At 64.6% G+C, this 20048-nt stretch carries 17 protein-coding genes and 1 pseudogene; 9 read left to right on the forward strand and 9 right to left on the reverse strand.

Annotated features, from left to right (window positions below; genetic code table 11):
* Positions 1 to 70 precede the first annotated feature (70 nt).
* The 4 genes from EJ071_RS32385 to EJ071_RS32400 are packed head-to-tail and all read left to right on the forward strand — an operon-like array spanning position 71 to position 5289.
* Positions 71 to 1078: an ABC transporter permease gene (locus EJ071_RS32385; RefSeq protein ID WP_126101490.1), complete on the forward strand. Its 1008-nt coding sequence runs from the start codon at positions 71 to 73 to the stop codon at positions 1076 to 1078.
* A complete protein-coding gene (locus EJ071_RS32390) occupies positions 1079 to 2218 on the forward strand; it encodes an ABC transporter permease (protein WP_126101491.1) in 1140 nt (379 codons plus the stop codon).
* A gap of 9 nt (positions 2219 to 2227) precedes the next feature.
* Positions 2228 to 3898, forward strand: coding sequence for an ABC transporter ATP-binding protein (locus EJ071_RS32395; RefSeq protein WP_126101492.1), 1671 nt, complete (start codon positions 2228 to 2230; stop codon positions 3896 to 3898).
* A 20-nt stretch (positions 3899 to 3918) separates the two neighbouring features.
* Entirely contained in the window at positions 3919 to 5289 is a 1371-nt protein-coding gene (locus EJ071_RS32400) for an alpha-glucosidase/alpha-galactosidase (protein ID WP_126101493.1), read from the forward strand.
* A 39-nt stretch (positions 5290 to 5328) separates the two neighbouring features.
* Here the strand turns inward: EJ071_RS32400 and EJ071_RS32405 are convergent, their stop codons facing one another.
* The 3 genes from EJ071_RS32405 to EJ071_RS32415 form a co-directional block, all read right to left on the reverse strand.
* Positions 5329 to 5640, reverse strand: a complete 312-nt coding sequence (locus EJ071_RS32405) for a hypothetical protein (protein WP_126101494.1) — start codon at positions 5638 to 5640, stop codon at positions 5329 to 5331.
* Positions 5641 to 5700: 60 nt separating this feature from the next.
* On the reverse strand, positions 5701 to 6984 hold the full coding sequence (gene purD / locus EJ071_RS32410; RefSeq protein WP_126101495.1) for a phosphoribosylamine--glycine ligase: 1284 nt from the start codon (positions 6982 to 6984) through the stop codon (positions 5701 to 5703).
* Between the two features lie 557 nt (positions 6985 to 7541).
* Positions 7542 to 8336, reverse strand: coding sequence for a phytanoyl-CoA dioxygenase family protein (locus EJ071_RS32415; protein WP_126101496.1), 795 nt, complete (start codon positions 8334 to 8336; stop codon positions 7542 to 7544).
* Between the two features lie 90 nt (positions 8337 to 8426).
* Between EJ071_RS32415 and EJ071_RS32420 the strand changes: the two genes are divergently transcribed.
* Positions 8427 to 9338: a LysR family transcriptional regulator gene (locus tag EJ071_RS32420; protein WP_126101497.1), complete on the forward strand. Its 912-nt coding sequence runs from the start codon at positions 8427 to 8429 to the stop codon at positions 9336 to 9338.
* A gap of 51 nt (positions 9339 to 9389) precedes the next feature.
* A complete protein-coding gene (gene ubiA / locus EJ071_RS32425) occupies positions 9390 to 10373 on the forward strand; it encodes a 4-hydroxybenzoate octaprenyltransferase (protein ID WP_126101498.1) in 984 nt (327 codons plus the stop codon).
* 250 nt (positions 10374 to 10623) lie between these two features.
* Here ubiA and EJ071_RS32435 read toward each other — a convergent pair whose 3' ends face one another.
* The 3 genes from EJ071_RS32435 to EJ071_RS32445 all read right to left on the reverse strand — a co-directional run bounded on the left by EJ071_RS32435 (position 10624) and on the right by EJ071_RS32445 (position 13799).
* Positions 10624 to 11190: a DUF6101 family protein gene (locus EJ071_RS32435; RefSeq protein ID WP_126101500.1), complete on the reverse strand. Its 567-nt coding sequence runs from the start codon at positions 11188 to 11190 to the stop codon at positions 10624 to 10626.
* Positions 11191 to 11375: 185 nt separating this feature from the next.
* Entirely contained in the window at positions 11376 to 12818 is a 1443-nt protein-coding gene (locus tag EJ071_RS32440; protein ID WP_126101501.1) for an FAD-binding oxidoreductase, read from the reverse strand.
* Between the two features lie 18 nt (positions 12819 to 12836).
* A complete protein-coding gene (locus tag EJ071_RS32445) occupies positions 12837 to 13799 on the reverse strand; it encodes an L-threonylcarbamoyladenylate synthase (RefSeq protein ID WP_189521585.1) in 963 nt (320 codons plus the stop codon).
* Between the two features lie 287 nt (positions 13800 to 14086).
* On the opposite strand from EJ071_RS32445, the gene EJ071_RS32450 reads away from it, so the two are divergent.
* A complete protein-coding gene (locus EJ071_RS32450) occupies positions 14087 to 14596 on the forward strand; it encodes a hypothetical protein (protein WP_126101502.1) in 510 nt (169 codons plus the stop codon).
* Positions 14597 to 14683: 87 nt separating this feature from the next.
* Here EJ071_RS32450 and EJ071_RS32455 read toward each other — a convergent pair whose 3' ends face one another.
* A complete protein-coding gene (locus EJ071_RS32455; RefSeq protein WP_126101503.1) occupies positions 14684 to 15013 on the reverse strand; it encodes an ATPase in 330 nt (109 codons plus the stop codon).
* Between the two features lie 268 nt (positions 15014 to 15281).
* A pseudogene (locus tag EJ071_RS32460) lies at positions 15282 to 17857 on the reverse strand (glycine--tRNA ligase subunit beta).
* Between the two features lie 253 nt (positions 17858 to 18110).
* Between EJ071_RS32460 and EJ071_RS32465 the strand changes: the two are divergent.
* Complete coding sequence (locus EJ071_RS32465) at positions 18111 to 18293, forward strand: hypothetical protein (protein WP_126101504.1); 183 nt, start codon at positions 18111 to 18113, stop codon at positions 18291 to 18293.
* Here EJ071_RS32465 and EJ071_RS32470 read toward each other — a convergent pair.
* Entirely contained in the window at positions 18290 to 19351 is a 1062-nt protein-coding gene (locus EJ071_RS32470) for a glycine--tRNA ligase subunit alpha (RefSeq protein ID WP_245460053.1), read from the reverse strand. The genes EJ071_RS32465 and EJ071_RS32470 overlap by 4 nt on opposite strands.
* 177 nt (positions 19352 to 19528) lie before the next feature.
* Here EJ071_RS32470 and EJ071_RS32475 point away from each other — a divergent pair, with 177 nt between their 5' ends.
* Positions 19529 to 19990, forward strand: a complete 462-nt coding sequence (locus EJ071_RS32475; RefSeq protein ID WP_126101506.1) for a GNAT family N-acetyltransferase — start codon at positions 19529 to 19531, stop codon at positions 19988 to 19990.
* Positions 19991 to 20048 lie beyond the last annotated feature (58 nt).

Here is a 20048-nt window from a genome sequence, read left to right on the forward strand (position 1 = left end):
CGGCCGGACAAATAGAACCTCCGAACGCACCCGAGGGAGCGACCGGCCAGACAAAGGAAGCGGACCGTCCATGCTGCGATTCCTGCTCATGCGCATAGTGTCGGCGCTTCCCGTCCTCGCCATCTTGAGCCTCGTCACTTTCGCCATCATCCAGGCGCCGCCCGGCGACTATGCCGACTATATCCGCTCGCAGTTGATCAACCAGGGCGGAGCCTCCTACGCCGAGGCCGAAGCGCAGGCGCAGGCCTATCGGAAGGAGCATGGCCTCGATAAGCCGCTGCCCGTCCAGTATCTCAACTGGATCGGCGGCATCGTCACCCGCGGCGATTTCGGCTATAGCCTCTATTACAACAAGCCGGTTGCCGACGTGGTCGGCGAGCGCTTGCCGCGCACGCTGCTTCTGGCGCTGGTCTGCCACCTGCTCGCCTCGGTGCTCGGCATAAGCTTCGGCATATGGGCGGCGACCCGGCAATATTCCTGGATCGACTCCACACTTTCGGCCATCTCCTTCCTCGGCATGACGGTGCCGCGCTTCCTGATGGCGCTGATCATCGTCTATCTCTTGGTCTTCCAGTTCAACGTGTCGGAGATCGGCTCGTTCTTCTCGCCGCAATATGGCGGCGCGCCATGGTCGTGGGCGAAATTCGTCGACCTCGTCAAGCATGTCTGGCCGGTCGTGGCGATCGCGACCTTCGGCGGGCTCGCCTACAATATGCGCGTCATGCGCGGCAACCTGCTCGACACGCTCAACGCCCAATATGTCGAGACGGCAAAGGCCAAGGGTCTGACCGGCGGCGCCGTCGTCATGCGCCATGCCGTGCCAAACGCGCTGCACCCTTTGGTCATGTATCAGGGCGTGGTGCTGCCCTACATGCTGACCGGCGAGATCGAGACTGCGATCATCTTCGCGCTGCCGACCGTCGGCCCCGCGATCGTCGGGTCGATGGCGGTGGGCGACGTCTATGTGACGGCCACCTTCATGATGGTGCTGTCGGCAACGCTGATCGTCGGCAACATAATCGCCGACATGCTGCTCGCCTTGCTCGATCCGCGCGTGCGCCAGTTCGGAGAGCGTTAGATGCTGGCGCGCGATCCCTCACCCCCACCAATGCCGGCCGAAGGCGTCGCCGTTGCTGAGCCCGCGCACGGCAATGAAAGCTACATCGCGCTGGTCTGGCGCCGGCTGAAGCGCTCCTGGACCGGCATGGCCGGACTTTGCCTGGTCGTGCTGCTGCTTTTGATGGCGGTCTTCGCGGAATTCCTGGCGCCTCTGGACCCTAAGGCGACCGATATCGCCTTCGCGCCGCCGGAGGTGCCAAGCTTCCACGACAAGGACGGCAATTTCATCGCGCGTCCCAGGATCTATGCGCTGGCAGAATCGACCGACCTCGACCCGGTGACCTTCCAGCCGATCCTCGGCCCCGACTATGACCATCCGCGCCTGCTCGGCTTCTTCGTCGAGGGCGCGCCCTACAAGCTCCTCGGGCTCGTCCCGGCGAACCGGCACTTCTTCGGCTCGATGGACGGCCAGCCGGTACATTTCCTCGGCACCGACAAGTTCGGCCGCGACGTGCTGTCGCGCGCCATCCATGGCTCGCGCGTCTCGCTGATGATCGCGCTCACCGTCGTCTTCATCATCACCGTCATCGGCACCAGCGTCGGCATGGCCTCCGGCTATTTCGGCGGCCGGTTCGACGTCTGGACGCAGCGCTTCGTCGAGCTTGTGCTCGCCTTCCCGCAACTGCCGCTCTATCTCGCGCTGACGACGCTGATACCGGTCACCGCGCCGACCAACGTCTTCCTCGCCTTCGTCATCATCGTCATGTCGGCGCTGGGCTGGGCGCAGATGTCGCGCGAGGTGCGCGGCAAGACGCTGGCGCTGGCGCGGATCGACTATGTGCGCGCCGCCATGGCGGTCGGCGCCACCGACCGGCGCATCATCATGCAGCACATCTTCCCCAATGTGATGAGCCACGTGATCGTCGCCGTGACGCTGGCGATCCCGACTGTGGTGCTTCTGGAATCCTTCCTCGGCTTCCTCGGCTTTGCGGTGAAGCCGCCGCTGATCTCCTGGGGCCTGATGCTGCAGGACACCGCGACCTACTCGGTCATCGGCACCTATCCCTGGATCCTGTCGCCGGTCGGCTTCGTGCTCGTCACCGTCTTTGCCTTCAACGCGCTGGGCGACGGCCTGCGCGATGCCGTCGATCCTTATTGAGGTGGTTGGATGACAACCGTCGCGCTAGCCGAATCCTTCGCTCCAGCCGTCAGGCACGATCACAATGGCCGCCATGACCAGCCCGTCATCGACGCCCGCAACATCGAGGTCGCCTTCAAGGTCGAGCACGGCATCGTCGAGGCGGTCAAGGACGTCTCGTTCCAGCTCTATCGCGGCGAGACGATCGCGATCGTCGGCGAATCCGGCTCCGGCAAATCGGTGACGGCGCGCACCGTGATGGGGCTGCTGTCGCGGCGGGCGACGGTCTCGGCGCGGTCGAGCGTCGACTATCACGGGCAGAACGTCCTGAAATTCTCCGAGCGCGCCCGGCGCAAGCTGCGCGGCAACCGCATCTCGATGATCTTCCAGGAGCCGATGAGCTCGCTGAACCCGATCTACACGGTCGGCAGCCAGATCGTCGAGGCGATCAGGGTGCATCGCAAGGTGAGCCGCAGGCAAGCCTGGGCGCGGGCGCTCGAACTTTTGCGGCATGTCCAAATCCCCGAGCCGGAAGCGCGGCTCAAGCAATATCCGCATCAGCTCTCCGGCGGACAGCGCCAGCGCGTGATGATCGCCATGGCTTTGGCCAACGAGCCCGACGTGCTGATCGCCGACGAACCGACGACGGCGCTCGACGTCACGGTGCAGGCGCAGATACTGAACCTGATCCGCAACCTGCAGAAGGAACTGCGGATGGCGGTGATCCTGATCACGCACGACCTGACCGTGGTGCGCAAGTTCTCCGACTACGTCTACGTCATGCAGCATGGCGAGATGCGCGAGCACAACGTCACCGAACGGCTCTTCGCCGATCCGCAGCACCCTTATACGCAGCGGCTGCTCGCCTCCGAGCCGCGCGGACGGCCGAAAGCGCTGCCCGAGGGCTCCGGCACCATCCTGGAGGCCAATGGCGTGCGCGTCTGCTTCACGCTGCGCCACGGCAACTTCCTCAAGCCCGACTGGCGCGAACTGGTCGCCGTCGACGACCTCGACCTGAAGCTTTGCCGCCACGAGACGCTCGGACTGGTCGGCGAATCCGGCTCCGGCAAGACCACCTTCGGCCAGGCGCTGCTTCGGCTGCTTGACGCCAAGCGCGGCGAAATCCGCTTCGACGGCAAGCCGATCGAGAGCCTGTCGCGGGCCGAGATGCGGCCGCTGCGCTCGCGCATGCAGATCGTCTTCCAGGATCCGTTCTCTTCGCTCAACCCGCGCATGACGATCGGCCAGATCATCGAGGAAGGGCTGGTGGTCAACAGGTTAGGCGCGACACGGCGCGAGCGCATCGAGCGGGTGCGCGAAGCGCTGGTCAGCGCCGGCATGCCCGGCGATATCCTGTCGCGGTTTCCGCATGAATTCTCCGGCGGCCAGCGGCAGCGCATCGCGATCGCGCGGGCCATCGCGCTGGAGCCGGAATTCATCCTGCTCGACGAGCCGACATCGGCGCTCGACCTTTCGGTGCAAGCGCAGATCATCGACCTGTTGCGCAAGCTGCAGGACGAGCGCGGCCTGAGCTATCTCTTCATCTCGCACGACCTCAAGGTGGTGCGGGCGCTGTGTCACCGCGTCATCGTCATGCAGCACGGCAAGATCGTCGAGCAGGGCCCCGTCGACGAGGTCCTCACCAATCCCAAGACCGCCTACACCGAACGGCTTGTCAGGGCCGCTTTCGACGTGGCTTAGAAAAGTGCCGGAGGCTCACAGTGGCAAGAAACCCCAAGATCACCTTCATCGGCGCCGGCTCGACGGTGTTCATGAAGAACATCGTCGGCGACGTGCTGCAGCGGCCGGCGCTGTCGGGCGCGACGATCGCGCTGATGGACATCAACCCGCAACGTCTGGAAGAAAGCGCCATCGTCGTCAACAAGCTGATCGCGACGCTCGGCGTGAAGGCCAAGGCCGAGACCTATTCCGACCAGCGCAAGGCGCTCTCCGGCGCCGACTTCGTCGTCGTCGCCTTCCAGATCGGCGGCTACGAGCCTTGCACCGTCACCGATTTCGAGGTGCCGAAGAAATACGGCCTGCGCCAGACGATCGCCGATACGCTCGGCGTCGGCGGCATCATGCGGGGCTTAAGGACCGTGCCGCATCTGTGGAAGATCTGCGAGGACATGCTCGCCGTCTGCCCGGAAGCGATCATGCTGCAATATGTCAACCCGATGGCGATCAACACCTGGGCGATCGCCGAGAAGTACCCCACGATCAGGCAGGTCGGGCTCTGCCATTCGGTGCAGGGCACGGCGATGGAATTGGCGCACGATCTCGACCTTCCCTATGAGGAGATCCGCTACCGCTCGGCCGGCATCAATCACATGGCCTTCTATCTCAAGTTCGAGCATCGCCAGCCGGACGGGTCCTATCGCGACCTCTATCCGGATCTCGTCCGCGCCTATCGCGAAGGGCGGGCGCCGAAGCCGGGCTGGAACCCGCGCTGCCCGAACAAGGTGCGCTACGAGATGCTGACCCGGCTCGGCTATTTCGTCACCGAAAGCTCGGAGCATTTCGCCGAATACACGCCCTATTTCATCAAGGACGGGCGCGGCGACCTGATCGAGAAATACGGCATTCCGCTCGACGAATATCCAAAACGCTGCATCGAGCAGATCGAGCGCTGGAAGGGCCAAGCGGAGGCCTATCGCTCGGCCGACCGCATCGAGGTCGAGCAATCCAAGGAATACGCCTCCTCGATCATGAATTCGGTGTGGACCGGCGAGCCGTCGGTGATCTACGGCAATGTCCGCAACAATGGCTGCATCACCTCGCTGCCTTTCGACTGCGCGGCGGAAGTGCCGTGCCTGGTCGATGCCTCCGGCATCCAGCCGACCTATATCGGCGAGCTGCCGCCGCAGCTCACGGCGCTGATCCGCACCAACGTCAACGTTCAGGAACTGACGGTGCGGGCGCTGATGAGCGAAAACCGCGAGCACATCTACCACGCGGCGATGATGGACCCGCACACGGCGGCCGAGCTCGACCTCGACCAGATCTGGTCACTGGTCGACGACCTCATCGCCGCTCACGGCGACTGGCTGCCGGCCTGGGCGCGCAAGGGCGGCAGGAGCAAGGCCGCCTGATCAGCGAAGTTCCGGCGTCAGCGGCCCGCTTCAGGCCGATCAGAAGTCGATGACGGTCTTGTCGTCGACCAGCTTCATTGACTTGTCTGGGCGGGCGTATATGTCGCCCTTGCCCTCCTTCGGGTGCGCGTTGAGCTTGGCCGCCTCGCGATTCCCTCGGTTGTAGAAATAGCCGTAAGTTTCGATCTTCGCATTCTCAGGATTGATGCCGAGATGGTCGCTCAGGAACTTGATACGTCGATAGATGCGCCATTTTTCTTGCTTCACTTGCGGCAAGGCGTTGAACGCCCAACAACGGTCGCCTGCGGTGGGCAGCAATCGTAGTAGATCGAGTTCTTCATCGGCAATCATCCGTGGCGTCCTTGCTCGTATGACCGTGTTGAGTATTGGGTAAAAGCGTCAGACTTTCATTCACTTGGCGCCGGCCTTCTCGCGCTCGATGGCGCGCCAGCCGATGTCGTGGCGGAAGAAGCCCTGCGGCCAGTCGATACGGTCGACCGCCGCATAAGCCTTCTTCTGGGCCTCCGCGACGGTGGCGCCGGTTGCCGTGACGTTGAGCACGCGGCCGCCATTGGCGACCAGCGCGCCGCCATTGATGGCGGTGCCGGCGTGAAAGATCTCCGCCCCCTCGCCTTCCGCCTGCTCCAGGCCGCGGATGACCGAGCCCTTCTCCGGCGTTCCCGGATAGCCCCTCGCCGCCATCACCACGGTGAGCGCCGCCTCGCCGCTCCAGCGCGCCGACATATGCGCGAGTTGGCCGTCGACGGCGGCATTGAGCAGGACCAGCAGATCGTCCTTCAGCCGCATCATCAGCACCTGGCACTCTGGATCGCCGAAGCGGGTATTGTATTCGATCAGCTTCGGGCCCTGGTCGGTGATCATCAGTCCGGCGAACAGGATGCCGGCGAAAGGCGAGCCGATATTGGTCATGCCGCGCATGGTCGGCTCGACGATCTCGCGCATGGTGCGCTCGGTCATTTCCGCCGTCATCACCGGCGCCGGCGAATAGGCGCCCATGCCGCCGGTGTTCGGACCGGTATCGCCGTCGCCTACGCGCTTGTGGTCCTGCGCCGTGCCGAAGGGCAGCGCGGTGGTGCCATCGCACAGGCAGAAGAAGCTCGCCTCCTCGCCGGTCAGATACTCCTCGACGACCACCTCGGCGCCGGCGGCGCCAAAAGCGCCTTCGAAACAGGCCTCGAGCGCGGCGAGCGCCTCTTCCAGCGTCATGGCGATGGTGACGCCCTTGCCGGCAGCGAGCCCGTCGGCCTTGATGACGATCGGCGCGCCCGTCTTCTCGACATGGGCCCTGGCCGAGGCGAGGTCGCCGAAGCGGCCATAGGCGGCGGTCGGGATGTTGAATTTCGCGCACAGGTCCTTGGTGAAACCTTTCGAGCCCTCGAGCCGCGCCGCCGCCTTGGACGGGCCGAAGACGCGGATGCCCCAGGCGCGCAGGTCATCGGCAATGCCGGCCACCAGCGGGCCTTCCGGACCGACCACGACGAGATCGATCTTCTTTTCCTGGCAGAAGGCGGCCACAGTGGAATGGTCGGACATATCCAGCTTGACCAGTTCGGCGACGCCGCCGATGCCGGGATTGCCGGGCGAGGCATAAAGCTTCGTCAGCAGCGGCGAGGCGGCGATCTTCCAGGCAAGCGCATGTTCGCGGCCGCCCGAGCCGAGAAGAAGAACGTTCATGGCCACCTCTTGCTGATCGTCTCCCTGAACCCGCTATTGGTCCGCGAGCGACGGGTCAAGGCGTCTTGGCGTTTTGGTGGCGATTGCACACGGGAACATGGCCCGCATCAAGAGGGATAAGATAAGTCCCGCGTTCGGCTAGCCCTTCCCCAACCTCGTCATTCTATGGCGGAGCAAGGAGCGAAGCGACGCGCGCAGACCATAGAATCCATGCCGTGACTTGGAAGCGCCGCCACGGTGCAGAATTTTGCTCCGTTGCGCTCCTTGGCTAAGGTAACGGCATGGATTCTAGGGTCTGCGCGACGGAGCTTCGCTCCTGCTCCGCCCTAGAATGACGATCGCGAAGAGCGTTTCGGCCAAAGTCCAACGCATGCCATCTGCCAACGCAAACAGAGCCGACTGGTCAAAATCCCTGTGCAGAGGAACTAATTCCCCGGCACAGCGACGGAGCAGAATTCTGCACCGTAGCGACGCTTCAAGGTTACGGCATGGATCCTCGGGTCTGCGCTGCGTCGCTACGCTCCTTGCTCCGCCCGTGGATGACGAGGCAGGGCCGTTCAGCTCTGGAAGACGATAGGGAACCAGTCCTCGCGCAGTTTCTGGCCGGGCTTCATGTCGTGGCCCGGATAGGGCGGCGAGGTGCGGCCCGGCCGCTCGACAAAATGCGCGTCGTCACCGACCCAGCGCAGCGACAGCGCCCGGCGCCTGGCCGAGGTCATGTTGCCGCGCGCCCCATGCGCGGTGCGGAAATCGAACAGGATGGCGTCGCCCGGCTCCATCTCCCATTCAAGCACTTTCATCGAAGGGTCGTTGTCGGGATCGGGCACCGGCAGATAGTCGCCTTCGCCGGCATAGAAATTGGCGTCGTTCAGCCAGCGCACCGGCAGGACCATCTTTTCCCATCTATGCGAGCCGGCGATCAGCCTGAGCGTCGCCTCCTTCACCGGATCGATCGGAATCCAGAAGCTCACCGTCTGGCTGCCGTCGACGAAATAATAGGGAATGTCCTGATGCCAGGGCGTCGGCTTCTGCGTGCCGGGCTCCTTGACCAGAACGTGGTCGTGGAAGAATTGCGCGCTGCGCGACAGCATGACGGCTGCCGCCAGTTCGGCGGCCGGCGATTCCCGCACGATCCTGACGAATTCCGGGATGCGCTCCCAGTTGCAGTAATCGTCGAAGAAGCTGCCCTTGCCGCCGGCGATGTCGGAGGCGGTGGCGCTGCGGTTCTGCATGTTGCGCTCGATGCCGTCTGCGATGACGCCGACCCAGTCCTTGAAGGCGCCGCGGATGCAGACCGCGCCGTCGCGCTGGTAGTCGGCAATCGTTCCGGCATCGATTTTTGGGTTGGCCATCGCACTCTCCGTGGGATCGATGGCCGACTATCGCAGGCGCCCAATATCGAGTAAAATAATAACTTCTCATCTCACTTATAGTTTTACTCTATGGCTTTGACTCTCACGCAGTTGCGCTATCTCGTCGCCGTGGCGCGCTATGGCAGCGTCACCATGGCCGCCAGGGCGCTGAATGTGTCGCAGCCTTCGATCTCGGTAGCGATCGACAATGTCGAGGATGCGCTCGGCCAAAAACTGTTCGTGCGTCAGCGCGGGAGCGGCATCGCGCTGACGTCGTTCGGCCGCAGCGCCGTGGCGAAGGCCAGGCAGGTTCTAGGCGAGGCGGATGAATTGGCCGCGCTCGGATCGCGCGAGGCCGATGTCGGCGGCGAGCTGGTGCTCGGCTGCTTCGAGGATCTGGCGCCCTACTTCGCGCCGGCGCTGATCCGCTCTTTCTCCGAGCGCTGTCCATCAGTTGCCGTCATTGTCCGCGACGAGAGCTTCGAGACGCTCGGACGACGACTGGCCGACAGCGCCATCGATCTCGGCCTGACCTACGATCTCGGCCTGCCGGCGCATTTCAAGCGCGTCCTTCTGCATGAGCTTCGGCCGCACGCGCTGCTGCCGGCCGGTCACGTGCTGGCGGACAAGCGGACCGTCAGCCTGGCGGATCTCGCCGCCCATCCGCTGATCAGCACCGACCAGCCGCACAGCTGGCAGCATATGCTCGATCTTTTCCTCAGCCGCGGCCTGTCGCCCATCGCGCAGTCATCGACGAGCTCGTTCGAGCTGCAGCGTTCCATGGTGGCCAACGGCTTCGGCGTGGCGGTGAGCTACACCAGGCCGCATGGCGACAGGAGCTATGACGGCCTGCCGCTGGTCTGCAAACCGCTCTCCGATCCGCTTCCCATGCAGCGCATCATCCTGACCCATGATACGCGCCAGCGCCTGCCGAAGGCGGCGCTGGCCTTTATCGAGGTCGCAAAAGCGTGGTTCGCCAGTCACGATGTTTTCACTGCTTGAGCGACAACGCGGCCGCTTGACGCCGCCTGCCGCTGCTGCCACTCCAGCACAATGGAACCCATCCAGTCGAAAGCGGCCCAGGGCCGCGTCGCCGATGCCCCGAGCGGCCATTGGGTCTACCGGGTGCTGCCGCGCTGGCTGTGGCCCTACGCGCAGCTTGCGCGCTGGGACCGGCCAATCGGCTGGCAATTGCTCTTATGGCCCTGCTGGTGGTCGGCGGCCCTTGCGGCAAGCGCCTATCCGCGCCCGACGGATCCGCTGCTGACGCTGCTGCCGGCACCCTGGTACCTGTTGCTGTTCTTTGTCGGCGCCGTCGCCATGCGCGGGGCCGGCTGCACTTACAACGACATTGTCGACGAGGACATCGACAACCAGGTCGAGCGCACCCGCTCGCGGCCGCTGCCGGCCGGCAAGGTGACGCGCCGCCAGGCATGGGCGTTCCTAGTCATCCAGGCGCTGGTGGGCTTGGCGGTGCTCTTGCAGTTCAACAGCTTCGCCATCCCGCTCGGCATCGTCTCGCTCGCCATCGTCGCCGTCTATCCATTCATGAAACGCATCACCAACTGGCCGCAATTCGTGCTCGGGCTCGCCTTCTCCTGGGGTGCGCTGATGGGCTGGGCGGTCGAGTTCGGCGATCTCGATGGCCCCGCCATCATGCTCTATATCGGCTCGATCCTGTGGGTGATCGGCTACGACACTATCTATGCGCATCAGGACAAGGAAGACGACGCCATCGTCGGGGTGCGCTCGACGGCCCGGCTGTTCGGCGACAACACCAAGACCTGGCTGGTCGGGCTCTATGGCGGCACCCTCGTCTGCTTCGCCATCGCCTTCGCCTCGGCGCAGGTGCCGATGCCGGCGCTAGCCGGACTGATCGCCGCCGGCGCGCATATGGCGCGCCAGATCATCCGGCTCGACATCAACGATCCGGACCAATGCCTGAAGCTGTTCAAATCGAACAACCAGGTCGGCTGGCTGATCTTTCTGGGACTGATCGGCGGCGCGCTGTGGGTGGCGCTGAAGCCGCTGGTGTAGCCTTCCTTCTCCCCGTCACTATGCGGGGAGAAGATGGCGGCAGCCGGATGAGGGGCAGCGCCAACCTTGGAGGCAAGGTGAAATTTGCAGCGGTGATATAGCTCGTGCGTGGGATCGAGTTTGAGGTGGCCAAAATGCCAGGTCGGCGCCGCCCCTCATCGCCCTGCCGGGCACTTCTCCCCGTATAGTGACGGGGAGAAGAAGGCTGTCATCGGCGGTTTCGCCAATCGCCAGCGTGAGAAGCCGACTATTACTCGCGCGCGATAATCTCCTCACCGCCGATGACGAGCCGCAGGCCGAGATTGCCGGTCCTGCGGCGGGCGAGGAAGCGCGGACGGCGCATGTTGGAGACACGGCCCTTGCGGCGTTCCTGCGGCGGCAGCGCCTTGATGGCGGCGCCGAGCGATTCTTCCAGCGTGCGGGCAATGCCGTCGGCCTCGATCAAAAGCATCGGCAGGCGATAGGCGTCGGCCCAGGCTCGCCAGTCGGCGGCGACGTCGTCGAGATCGTCGGCGACCAGAAGCGGCACCGAAAGCATCGGATCATTGTGCAGAAGTTCCAGCGTCACCGTGACGTTGCCGTCCGGATCTTCCATGGCGCGGGCGGCGACGCCGCGGAACGCATTGGCGGGCAGCGCGATGATCGCCGGCAGGTTGCTCATCTCCAGCATACGGCGGATGACGGCGCCGCGCTGATCGATGGTGAAGGTGACATCGCCATAGTCGTCGCGCGTGGCATAGCTTACCATTTGCGGCAGGCGAAACGGGTCGAGACGCATGTTGCGCCCCGCCCAGACTGGCTTCAGTCCAGTGTTCATCGAATGCCTTCCTGTTTCTCCTGAGGGCCGTTTTCCGGTTCTCTCCGGGCCGGTTTTTCCGGCCTCGTTATGGGCAGAAACATTAGCGCTCGCTTCTTACCGCCGCGCTTAAGAAAGTCGGTTAAATTTTGCTGATCGGAGCCGATGGTTATCGGAATGCGACCAGCCCCCAGATGTTGGAAGGATCAGATAACCTTACCGGGATTCATGATGCCGGCCGGATCGAATGCCGCCTTGACGCGGCGCATCAGGTCGATCGCCATCGGCGGCGCGGTGGCGATCAGCTCGTCGCGCTTCAACTGGCCGATGCCGTGCTCGGCCGATATCGATCCGTGGAAGGAGCGCACGACCTCGTGCACGGCGTTGTTCATCGGGCGGTAGAGACCGAGGAACGCTTCGTCGTCGCCGCCTTCGGGGCGCGAAATGTTATAGTGCAAATTGCCGTCGCCCATGTGGCCGAAGCAGACGACGCGCGCGCCGGGGCTGACGGACGCGACCGCGACAGCCGCCTCCTCGATGAAATCCGGGATCGCGGCGATCGGCACCGAGATGTCGTGCTTGATCGAGGCGCCCTCCGGCTTCTGGCACTCGGGCAGCGTCTCGCGGAAATTCCAGAAGGCGTCGCCCTGGGCAAGGCTGGCCGCGACCACCGCGTCGCCGACGATGCCTTGCTCGAGACCGGCCGAAAGAATCTCCTCGATCAGCGCCCTGCCGTCCTCTTCAGAGCGGCCGGAGGAAACCTGCATCAGCACATACCATGGCCAGTCGTCGGCCAGCGGCCGCGTGACGCCTTGCCCGTGCCGAAGCGTGAAGTCGTAAGGCCTCTTGGCGATCAGCTCGAAGGCGGTGAGCGCCGCGCCGGCGCGGTCCATCGCCAAGGTGAACAGCGAAAGCGCCGCTTGAGCCGAAGACAGGCCGGCAAAGGCGACCTCCCTGCCCTTCGGCTTGGGAAAGAGTTTCAGCACCGCGGCGGTGATGACGCCGAGCGTGCCTTCGGCGCCGACGAAAAGGTTCTTCAAATCGTAGCCGGTGTTGTCCTTCTTCAACTTGCGCAGATCGTCGAACACTTCGCCGGTCGGCAGCACCACCTCGACGCCGAGGCAGAGCTCGCGCGCATTGCCATAGGCAAGCACGCCGGTGCCGCCGGCGTTCGAAGAAAGATTGCCGCCGATCTGGCAGGAGCCTTGCGCGGCAAGCGACAGCGGAAACAACCGGCCGGCGGCGTCGGCCGCTTCCTGCAGCGTCTGCAGGATGACGCCGGCCTCGGCGGTGACCGTGTTCGACAGCACATCGATCTCGCGGATGCGGTTCAGCCTGGACAACGACAGCACGATGTCGTGCCCGGACTTGTCCGGCACCTGGGCGCCGACCAGGCCGGTGTTGCCGCTCTGCGGCACAACGGGCGTTCCGGTCTCGGTCGCGAGCCGCATGATGCGGCTCACTTCCTCGACGCTGCCTGGCCTCAGCACCAGGGATGTCCGGCCATGCCAGAGGCCGCGCCGCTCGGTGATGTAGGGCGCGATATCAGGCTGATCGCGCAGCGCGTATTTCTCGCCGACGATGGCCGCGAAGCGGTCGATAAGGGCGGGATCGAGCTCGAAGGGCTGGTCGTCGGTCAGATCGTTCATGCGCAGAACCTATGGCGCTCAGGCGATCTTGTCACGCGGGGCGGCGGCGCGGACGAGCCGGTCGTTGATCGCCTCGCCCAGGCCGTCTTGCGGGATCGGCTCGACGGCGATGACGGCGGCACCGCTGCGGTCGAGCGCCTGCATATAGGCGAACAGATTCGTGGCCGCCTCGCGCAGATCGCCCGCCTCGGAAAGATTGCGCACCGCGGCCGCATCCTGCCAGCCTTCGGCGCGATCTCGGCCGAAGGCGAGCAGCGCCTCGCCGCTGGCGATCTTGCCGACGTTGAGCCGCATCGCTGCGCCCGGCGCGTAATGCGAGGCGAGCATGCCGGGCGCCTCGATGCCGGCGGCGCCGCGCAGCAGTTTTATCCCGGCAACGGCTTCGATCTCATCAGCGGCAATGCCGCCAGGCCTCAGCAGCGTCAGCTTGCCGCCCTCGATCTTGACGATGGTCGATTCCAGACCGACCGGCGTCGCGCCGCCATCGACCACCAGCCTGATCCTCTCGCCGAGATCGGCGGCCACGGCTTCCGCCGTCGTGGCGCTGATCCTGCCGGAGGAATTGGCGCTGGGCGCGGCGAGTGGCCGGCCGAGCCGCGCGATCAGCTCGCCGCCGAAGCCCCTGGGCATGCGCAGCGCGATGGTGTCCAGCCCCGCGGTGACCAGCGGATGGATGCCGTTTTCCGCGCGCTGCGGCAGCACCAGCGTCAGCGGGCCCGGCCAGAAGGTCTCGGCCAGTTTCGCCGATAGCGGATCGAAGTCGGCGATGCGGCTTGCCATGGCGAGATCGGCGACATGGGCGATCAGCGGATTGAAGCGTGGGCGGCCCTTGGCCTCGAAGATACGCGCCACGGCAACGCCGTTGGTGGCGTCGCCCGCCAGCCCGTAGACGGTCTCGGTCGGGATGGCGACGACATCGCCGCCTTCGAGCAGCGCCAGCGCCCGCTCCATCGCCTCGCCGACGGCAAGTATCTCAGCCAAATTCACCACCGTTCCTGAACACGCCGGTCCCGTAATACGGCATGGAACGAGGGGCAAGGGCGGGTATTGGCGATTTATCAATCCCTAAAATGTTAAGTTTCGATGCAAGCCGGCATCAATTGGCCGTCACTAGGCTGCGGATTTCCGGTTGTTGGGCTCGGGGAGTTATCGTGATGCGTATGCCTTGCTTTGACGCAATTCCGCATGGCTGGCTACGGCGAAGTCGCCGAGCCCAGCCGTTACACACATTTCCTGGAATCGCTCTGGCAACGGTCGGTATCGGCCTTTTGGCGACGGCCGGTCCGGCGCAGGCTTCGTCCATCGTGGTGCTCGGCGTTTCGACATCGACGCCATCCGTGGTCAGGCCGGCCGCGATCGAGCCCGGCAAGGTCTCCGCGGCTTCCACGCCATCCGTGGTGGCGCTCGGCGAGCCGGTGCCAGCCGTCACCGATGAGAAGGTGGCCGCGATCCCGGAGAAATCCGGGCAGAGACACGCGCAGGCGCCGATGATCATTCGCGGCGGCACCGTCGGCGGCGCCCCCGCGACGCCAGCGGCGACCGCCTCAGCCAAGTCCACCGCGCCCGCGGCCGCGACACCGGCAAACGACACCGCGCCGGCTGCGGCGACACCTCCGAACGGCACGGCCGCGGCTGCTCCCAACGGCGACACCAAAGCGACCGACAAAAAGGCCGCCGCGACGGCGGAGGCGCCAGACGACCAGACGCAGCCGCAAGCCCAACCACAAGCTCAACCGCAAGAAGCCCCGATATTGCCGCGCTTCAGCAAGGCAATGTAGGCTGACCACGCGGCAGCCCGTGAGGACCGACAAAGAAGGGGCGACGCCTGCCGCGTCGTCCCTCTTTCCTTTCAAGCGGCGAACGGCTCAGGCCGCTTCTTCCTTGTCATCATCGTCGGACTCGTCGTCCTCGCCGTCTTCATCCTCGTCGTCGGCCGATGCCTTGGCTTCGCCGGCGTCTTCATCATCTTCGTCTTCGTCTTCGTCGCCGTCCTCGCCATCCTCGTCTTCGTCCGAGGCAGTGTCTTCCGCATCGGCGTCTTCGTCGCGGGATTCTTCCTCGTCGTCTTCAGACGGCTCCGCGGCTTCGATCGCCGCGGCGGCGGCATGGTCGAGGATGCCTTCGGAAGCGGATACGATGCCCTCGGCGGCGGCCGGGGTCTCTTCAGTCAATTCGGTATCGTGAACGGAATTCATGGCATGCCTCCATGGTTGGGGAACGTCTTAATGCGCGTCACGCTGAAACGGATTCAGGCGACGCGCTTTTAAGTCTTTGCTTGATGCATGTCGTTGTCCCAGAACCGCTGCACACTTCTGGGCGACATGCATTGGTTCTCCCACGTGGAGGTCATCTTCATATGACCGTAAGCCGGCTCCGGCGCATTAAATTTCGGGCGATGAAATTGTCGAAGCGCGCCCGCGCCTTACGAGGCGCGGCAGCTTCGGATCGGCAATTTTTGGGCCGTCAGCCGACGATTTTTGAAAAATCGGCGACCTGGTCGGTGGCGGCGCGGATGCGAGCAAGCAGCGCCAGGCGGTTGGCGCGCACGGCCTGGTCCTCATCATTCACGAGAACGCCTTCAAAGAATGAATCAACCGGTTCACGCAAAACGCTAAGCGACAGCATGGCGGTGGAAAAATCTTCGTTTTGAATCGCTTGTCCAGCTTCCTTCTCGGCCTGATTCACCGCTGCAAACAGTTTCTTTTCCGCGTCTTCGCGGAATAGCGCTGGCTCAACGCCATCGGCGACCAATGTTTTCTTCTTCTCCTCGGCAGCCAGGATGTTGGCAGCGCGCTTGGTGCCGGCAAGCAGGTTCCTGCCGTCCTCGCTGTCGAGGAAAGAGCCCAGCGCCTCGACGCGACGGACAATCTGCAGAAGGTCGTCTGACTGCGGCGTGATGACGGCGTCGATCAGGTCGTACCGCGCGCCCTGGTCGCGCAGGTAGACTTTCAGACGGTCGTGGAAGAAGGCGAGCAGGTCGGGAATCAACTCTGGAGCCGGACGTTCCAGGTTCAAGCCAGCCACCTCTGAACTGAGGCCGACAAAGCGTTTATCTAGAAGGTCAAGGGCCGAGCCGACTCCTGTCGTGAATTCGCCTCCGTCTTCGGCTTTCCATACCGCCGAAAACCGAGCGCCTTCGTTGAATGTGAGTCCAAAGAACGCATTCGCTAATTGCTGCCGAAGTGAAAAGGAGATGGCATTCTCGACCAAAATCCTGACCACGCCAAGAGCTGCGCGACGCAATGCGAAGGGGTCCTTTGAGCCGGTCGGCTTCTCGTCGATGGCCCAGAAGCCGGTGAGCGTGTCGAGCTTGTCGGCAAGCGCGACGGCAACCGATACCGGATCGGTCGGCACGCGGTCGGACGGGCCTTGCGGCTTGTAGTGCTCCTCGGCGGCTGCCGCGACGGATGGATCCTCGCCCTGCAGCAGCGCGTATTTGCGGCCCATGGCGCCTTGCAGTTCGGGAAACTCGCCGACCACCTCGGTCTGCAGATCGGCCTTGGCGAGCACGGCGGCGCGGGCGACGAGCGCGGTAATCTCCCCCCTCGAGGGGGAGATGTCGCCGGAGGCGACAGAGGGGGTCGTCTCGCGTGGAGCGCCGACTTCCTCTTTCTTCCCAAGGCCAGAATGCGCCGCGCCAGCCGAAGCGACCCCCTCTGGCCTGCCGGCCATCTCCCCCTCAAGGGGGGAGATCGACTTCGCGACCGTCGGCGCCAGTTCCTCGGCCAGGCGCTTGATGCGCGCGACCCTTGCGCCCTGGGTGCCAAGCTTGGCGTGGAAGGTCACGTTGAGGTGGTCGAGGCGCGCCATGCGCTGGTCGAGCGGCTTCTTCAGGTCCAGGCCGAACTTCGCCGCTGAGTCCTGCAGTTGATCGAGGTCCGGCAGATCACCCTGGTCGGTCTTCCAGAAATAGAGCGCGTCGGAGAGGCGCGCCCGCACCACCTTGCCGTTGCCGTAAGCGATCTCCTTGCCGCCATCGGACGCCTCGATGTTGGCGACCAGGACGAAGCGGTTGGAGAGTGGCGATTGGCCAATCTCCCCCTTGAGGGGGAGATGCCCGGCAGGGCAGAGGGGGGTGCCTCGCGCTGAGAGGACGACGGGACAGCGCCCCCCTCTGTCGGCTTCGCCGACATCTCCCCCTCTAGGGGGGAGATTGGGCGCGATGTCACAAAACACTTCTGGTTGGCGCGGATGGTGAGGCGGATGACCTCGGCCGGAATGGTGAGGAAATCCTGCTCGAACTCGCCCATGAGCACGACCGGCCATTCGACCAGGCCGGAGACTTCCTCGAGCAGGCCTTCGTCCTCGACAAGGTCGAGGCCGTTGGCAAAGGCGACGTTGCGCGCGTCCGCCAGGATGATCTTCTTGCGCCGATCGGCGTCGAGCACGACCTTGGCCGCCTCGAGCTTGGCCACGTAGTCGTCGAAGCGGCGAACGGTGATCGCGCCTGGCGCGTGGAAGCGGTGGCCGTAGGTGATGTTGCCGGAGCGGATGCCGTCGATCTCGAAATCGACCACCACCGGCTCCTCGGTCTCGGGGCCGAAGGTGCAGACGATCGACTGCAGCGGGCGCACCCAGCGCAGCGAACCGGGCTTGGCCGATGCCGGCCCCCAGCGCATCGACTTCGGCCAAGGGAAGTTCTTGATGATGCCCGGCACCAGCTCGGCGATGATTGCTTCGGCCGCCCGGCCCGGCTTCGCAATGTGGGCGACATAGAAGTCGCCCTTCTTCGGGTCGGAATGGACATGGGCCTCGGCGATCGATGAAAGGCCGGCCTTGCGCAGGAAGCCTTGCACCGCCTGCTCGGGCGCGGTGGTCGAGGGTCCCTTGATCTCCTCGCGGATGTCCTTCGAGCGCGGCGTGAGCCCGCGGATGTCGAGCGCCAGGCGCCGCGGCGTCCAGTATTCGCGCGCCGCCTCATAGGTCAGGCCCGCCTCGACCAGACCGTCGGTCAGCATCTTCCTGAGATCGCCGGCAGCCTTGCGCTGCATGCGGGCGGGGATTTCCTCGGAGCGAAGTTCCAGAAGCAGGTCAGGCATAGGTTGGCTCCCTACCCTCCCCTCGATGGGGAGGGTCGGCGCGCAGCGCCGGGGTCATGAATGCGCGGGAAATAGCAACTCGGCTCGCCGCTGTCACCCTGCCTGCCGATAGCCAATCAGACCTATATCGGGAAATTTTCAGGTCTTTGTCGGGACGACGCGAGCTCACCCGTCTTAAAAGCAGACATCCCATGAACCAAACGCGGCACTGAAGCGACCAACGCTCAGGCGGAGAACTATTGGCTGAACGACGATGAAAACGGCATCGAGAACCCTGCAGATCCTGGCACTGAGCGCCTGCTTCGCCGCCCAGATGCATGGCACGTTCACGATGCCTGGCGTGAGACAGGCACTGCGCACGATCGATGCCGCTACGGTCCAGATCGCGTTGCCGCTTGCAGCCGCCGTCGAGGTCGCCAGCGTAACTTTGGGCTAAGCCGCCAGGCCGCCCGCCTTCGTCTTCAGGAACGCCTCCCCGCAAGCCTTGGCCAGATTGCGCACGCGCAGGATGTAGCTCTGCCGCTCGGTGACGGAGATCACGCCGCGCGCGTCGAGCAGGTTGAAGACATGGCTCGCCTTGATGCACTGGTCATAGGCCGGGAAGACGAGGCGGTGATACCCCTCCCCCTTGAGGGGAGGGTCGCCCGAAGGGCCGGGAGGGGTCGCCGGCGACAAGCTCGACGCCTCATTGGCGGTGCCTTCTGCTGCGCCCCCCTCTGTCGGCTTCGCCGACATCTCCCCCTCGAGGGGGGAGATAGGCGCGCCGGCGGCAAGCAGCGCCTTGCACTCGGCCTCGGCGTCCTCGAAATGCCTGAGCAGCATCGCCGTGTTGGCGAATTCGAAATTGTGGCGCGAATATTCCTGCTCGGCCTGCAGGAAGACGTCGCCATAGGTGACCTTCTCGGCGCCCTCGCGGCCGTTGAAGTTCAAATCGTAGACATTGTCGACGCCTTGCACATACATGGCGAGGCGCTCGAGCCCGTAAGTGAGCTCGCCCGCCACCGGCGCGCATTCGATGCCGCAGACCTGCTGGAAATAGGTGAACTGCGAGACCTCCATGCCGTCGCACCAGCACTCCCAGCCGAGACCCCAGGCGCCGAGCGTCGGGCTTTCCCAGTCGTCCTCGACGAAGCGGATGTCATGCAGCAGCGGATCGACGCCGATCGCCTCGAGCGAGCCGAGATAAAGCTCCTGCAGGTTCGGCGGGTTCGGCTTCAGGATCACCTGGTATTGATAGTAATGCTGCAGGCGGTTCGGGTTCTCGCCGTAGCGGCCATCCTTCGGGCGGCGCGACGGCTGCACGTAAGCCGCGTTCCAGCGCAGCGGACCGAGCGCGCGCAAGGTGGTCGCCGGATGGAAGGTGCCGGCGCCGACCTCCATGTCGTAGGGCTGCAGGATGACGCAGCCGTAAGCCGCCCAGTAATTGTGCAAGGTCAGGATCAGCCCCTGGAAAGAGCGGCTGGGATGCATGTGGGCAGGAATCTCGATGGTCACGGCGGCCTCGGAAAGCGCTGGGATTCAAGCATTCCCTAGTTGCCGAGCCGGCGAGCGTCAAGGCAGCGCCTTGCGCCACAGCTCCGAGAGGTTGAACGCTTTGCGGCCGGCTGGCCCATTGCCGGGCGGTCACGCTCGCCGTTTGCTCGGATAAGCCGCAACGACAAAGGTCCCGCCATGCCCAGTCAACTCACCGTCCGCCCCGTCACCCGGCAGGACTACGAGCAATGGCTGCCGCTCTGGGACGGCTACAACGCCTTCTACGGCCGTTCGGGCGAGACGGCCCTTGCCGGCGAGATCACCCGGATGACCTGGGCGCGCTTCTTCGATGCCTATGAGCCGGTGCATGCGCTGGTGGCCGAGCGCGACGGCAAGCTTCTCGGCCTCGTCCACTATCTCTATCACCGCTCGACCACGGCGATCGCGCCCAACTGCTACCTGCAGGATCTTTTCACGTCTGAGGCCGCGCGAGGCCAAGGCGTCGGCCGGGCGCTGATCGAAGGCGTCTATGAGCGCGCCAAGGCCGCCGGCTCAGGCCGCGTCTATTGGCTGACGCACGAGACCAACCACACCGCCATGCAGCTCTACGACAAGATCGGGGAGCGCTCGGGGTTCGTCGTCTACCGAAAGCTGTTCTGACAGACCTGCTGAAAGAATTGCGGGGCCCTCGGCCCCGCAAAAAATGCATGATTACGAA

The organism is Mesorhizobium sp. M1B.F.Ca.ET.045.04.1.1 (assembly GCF_003952465.1).
Taxonomy (GTDB): Bacteria; Pseudomonadota; Alphaproteobacteria; order Rhizobiales; family Rhizobiaceae; genus Mesorhizobium; species Mesorhizobium shonense.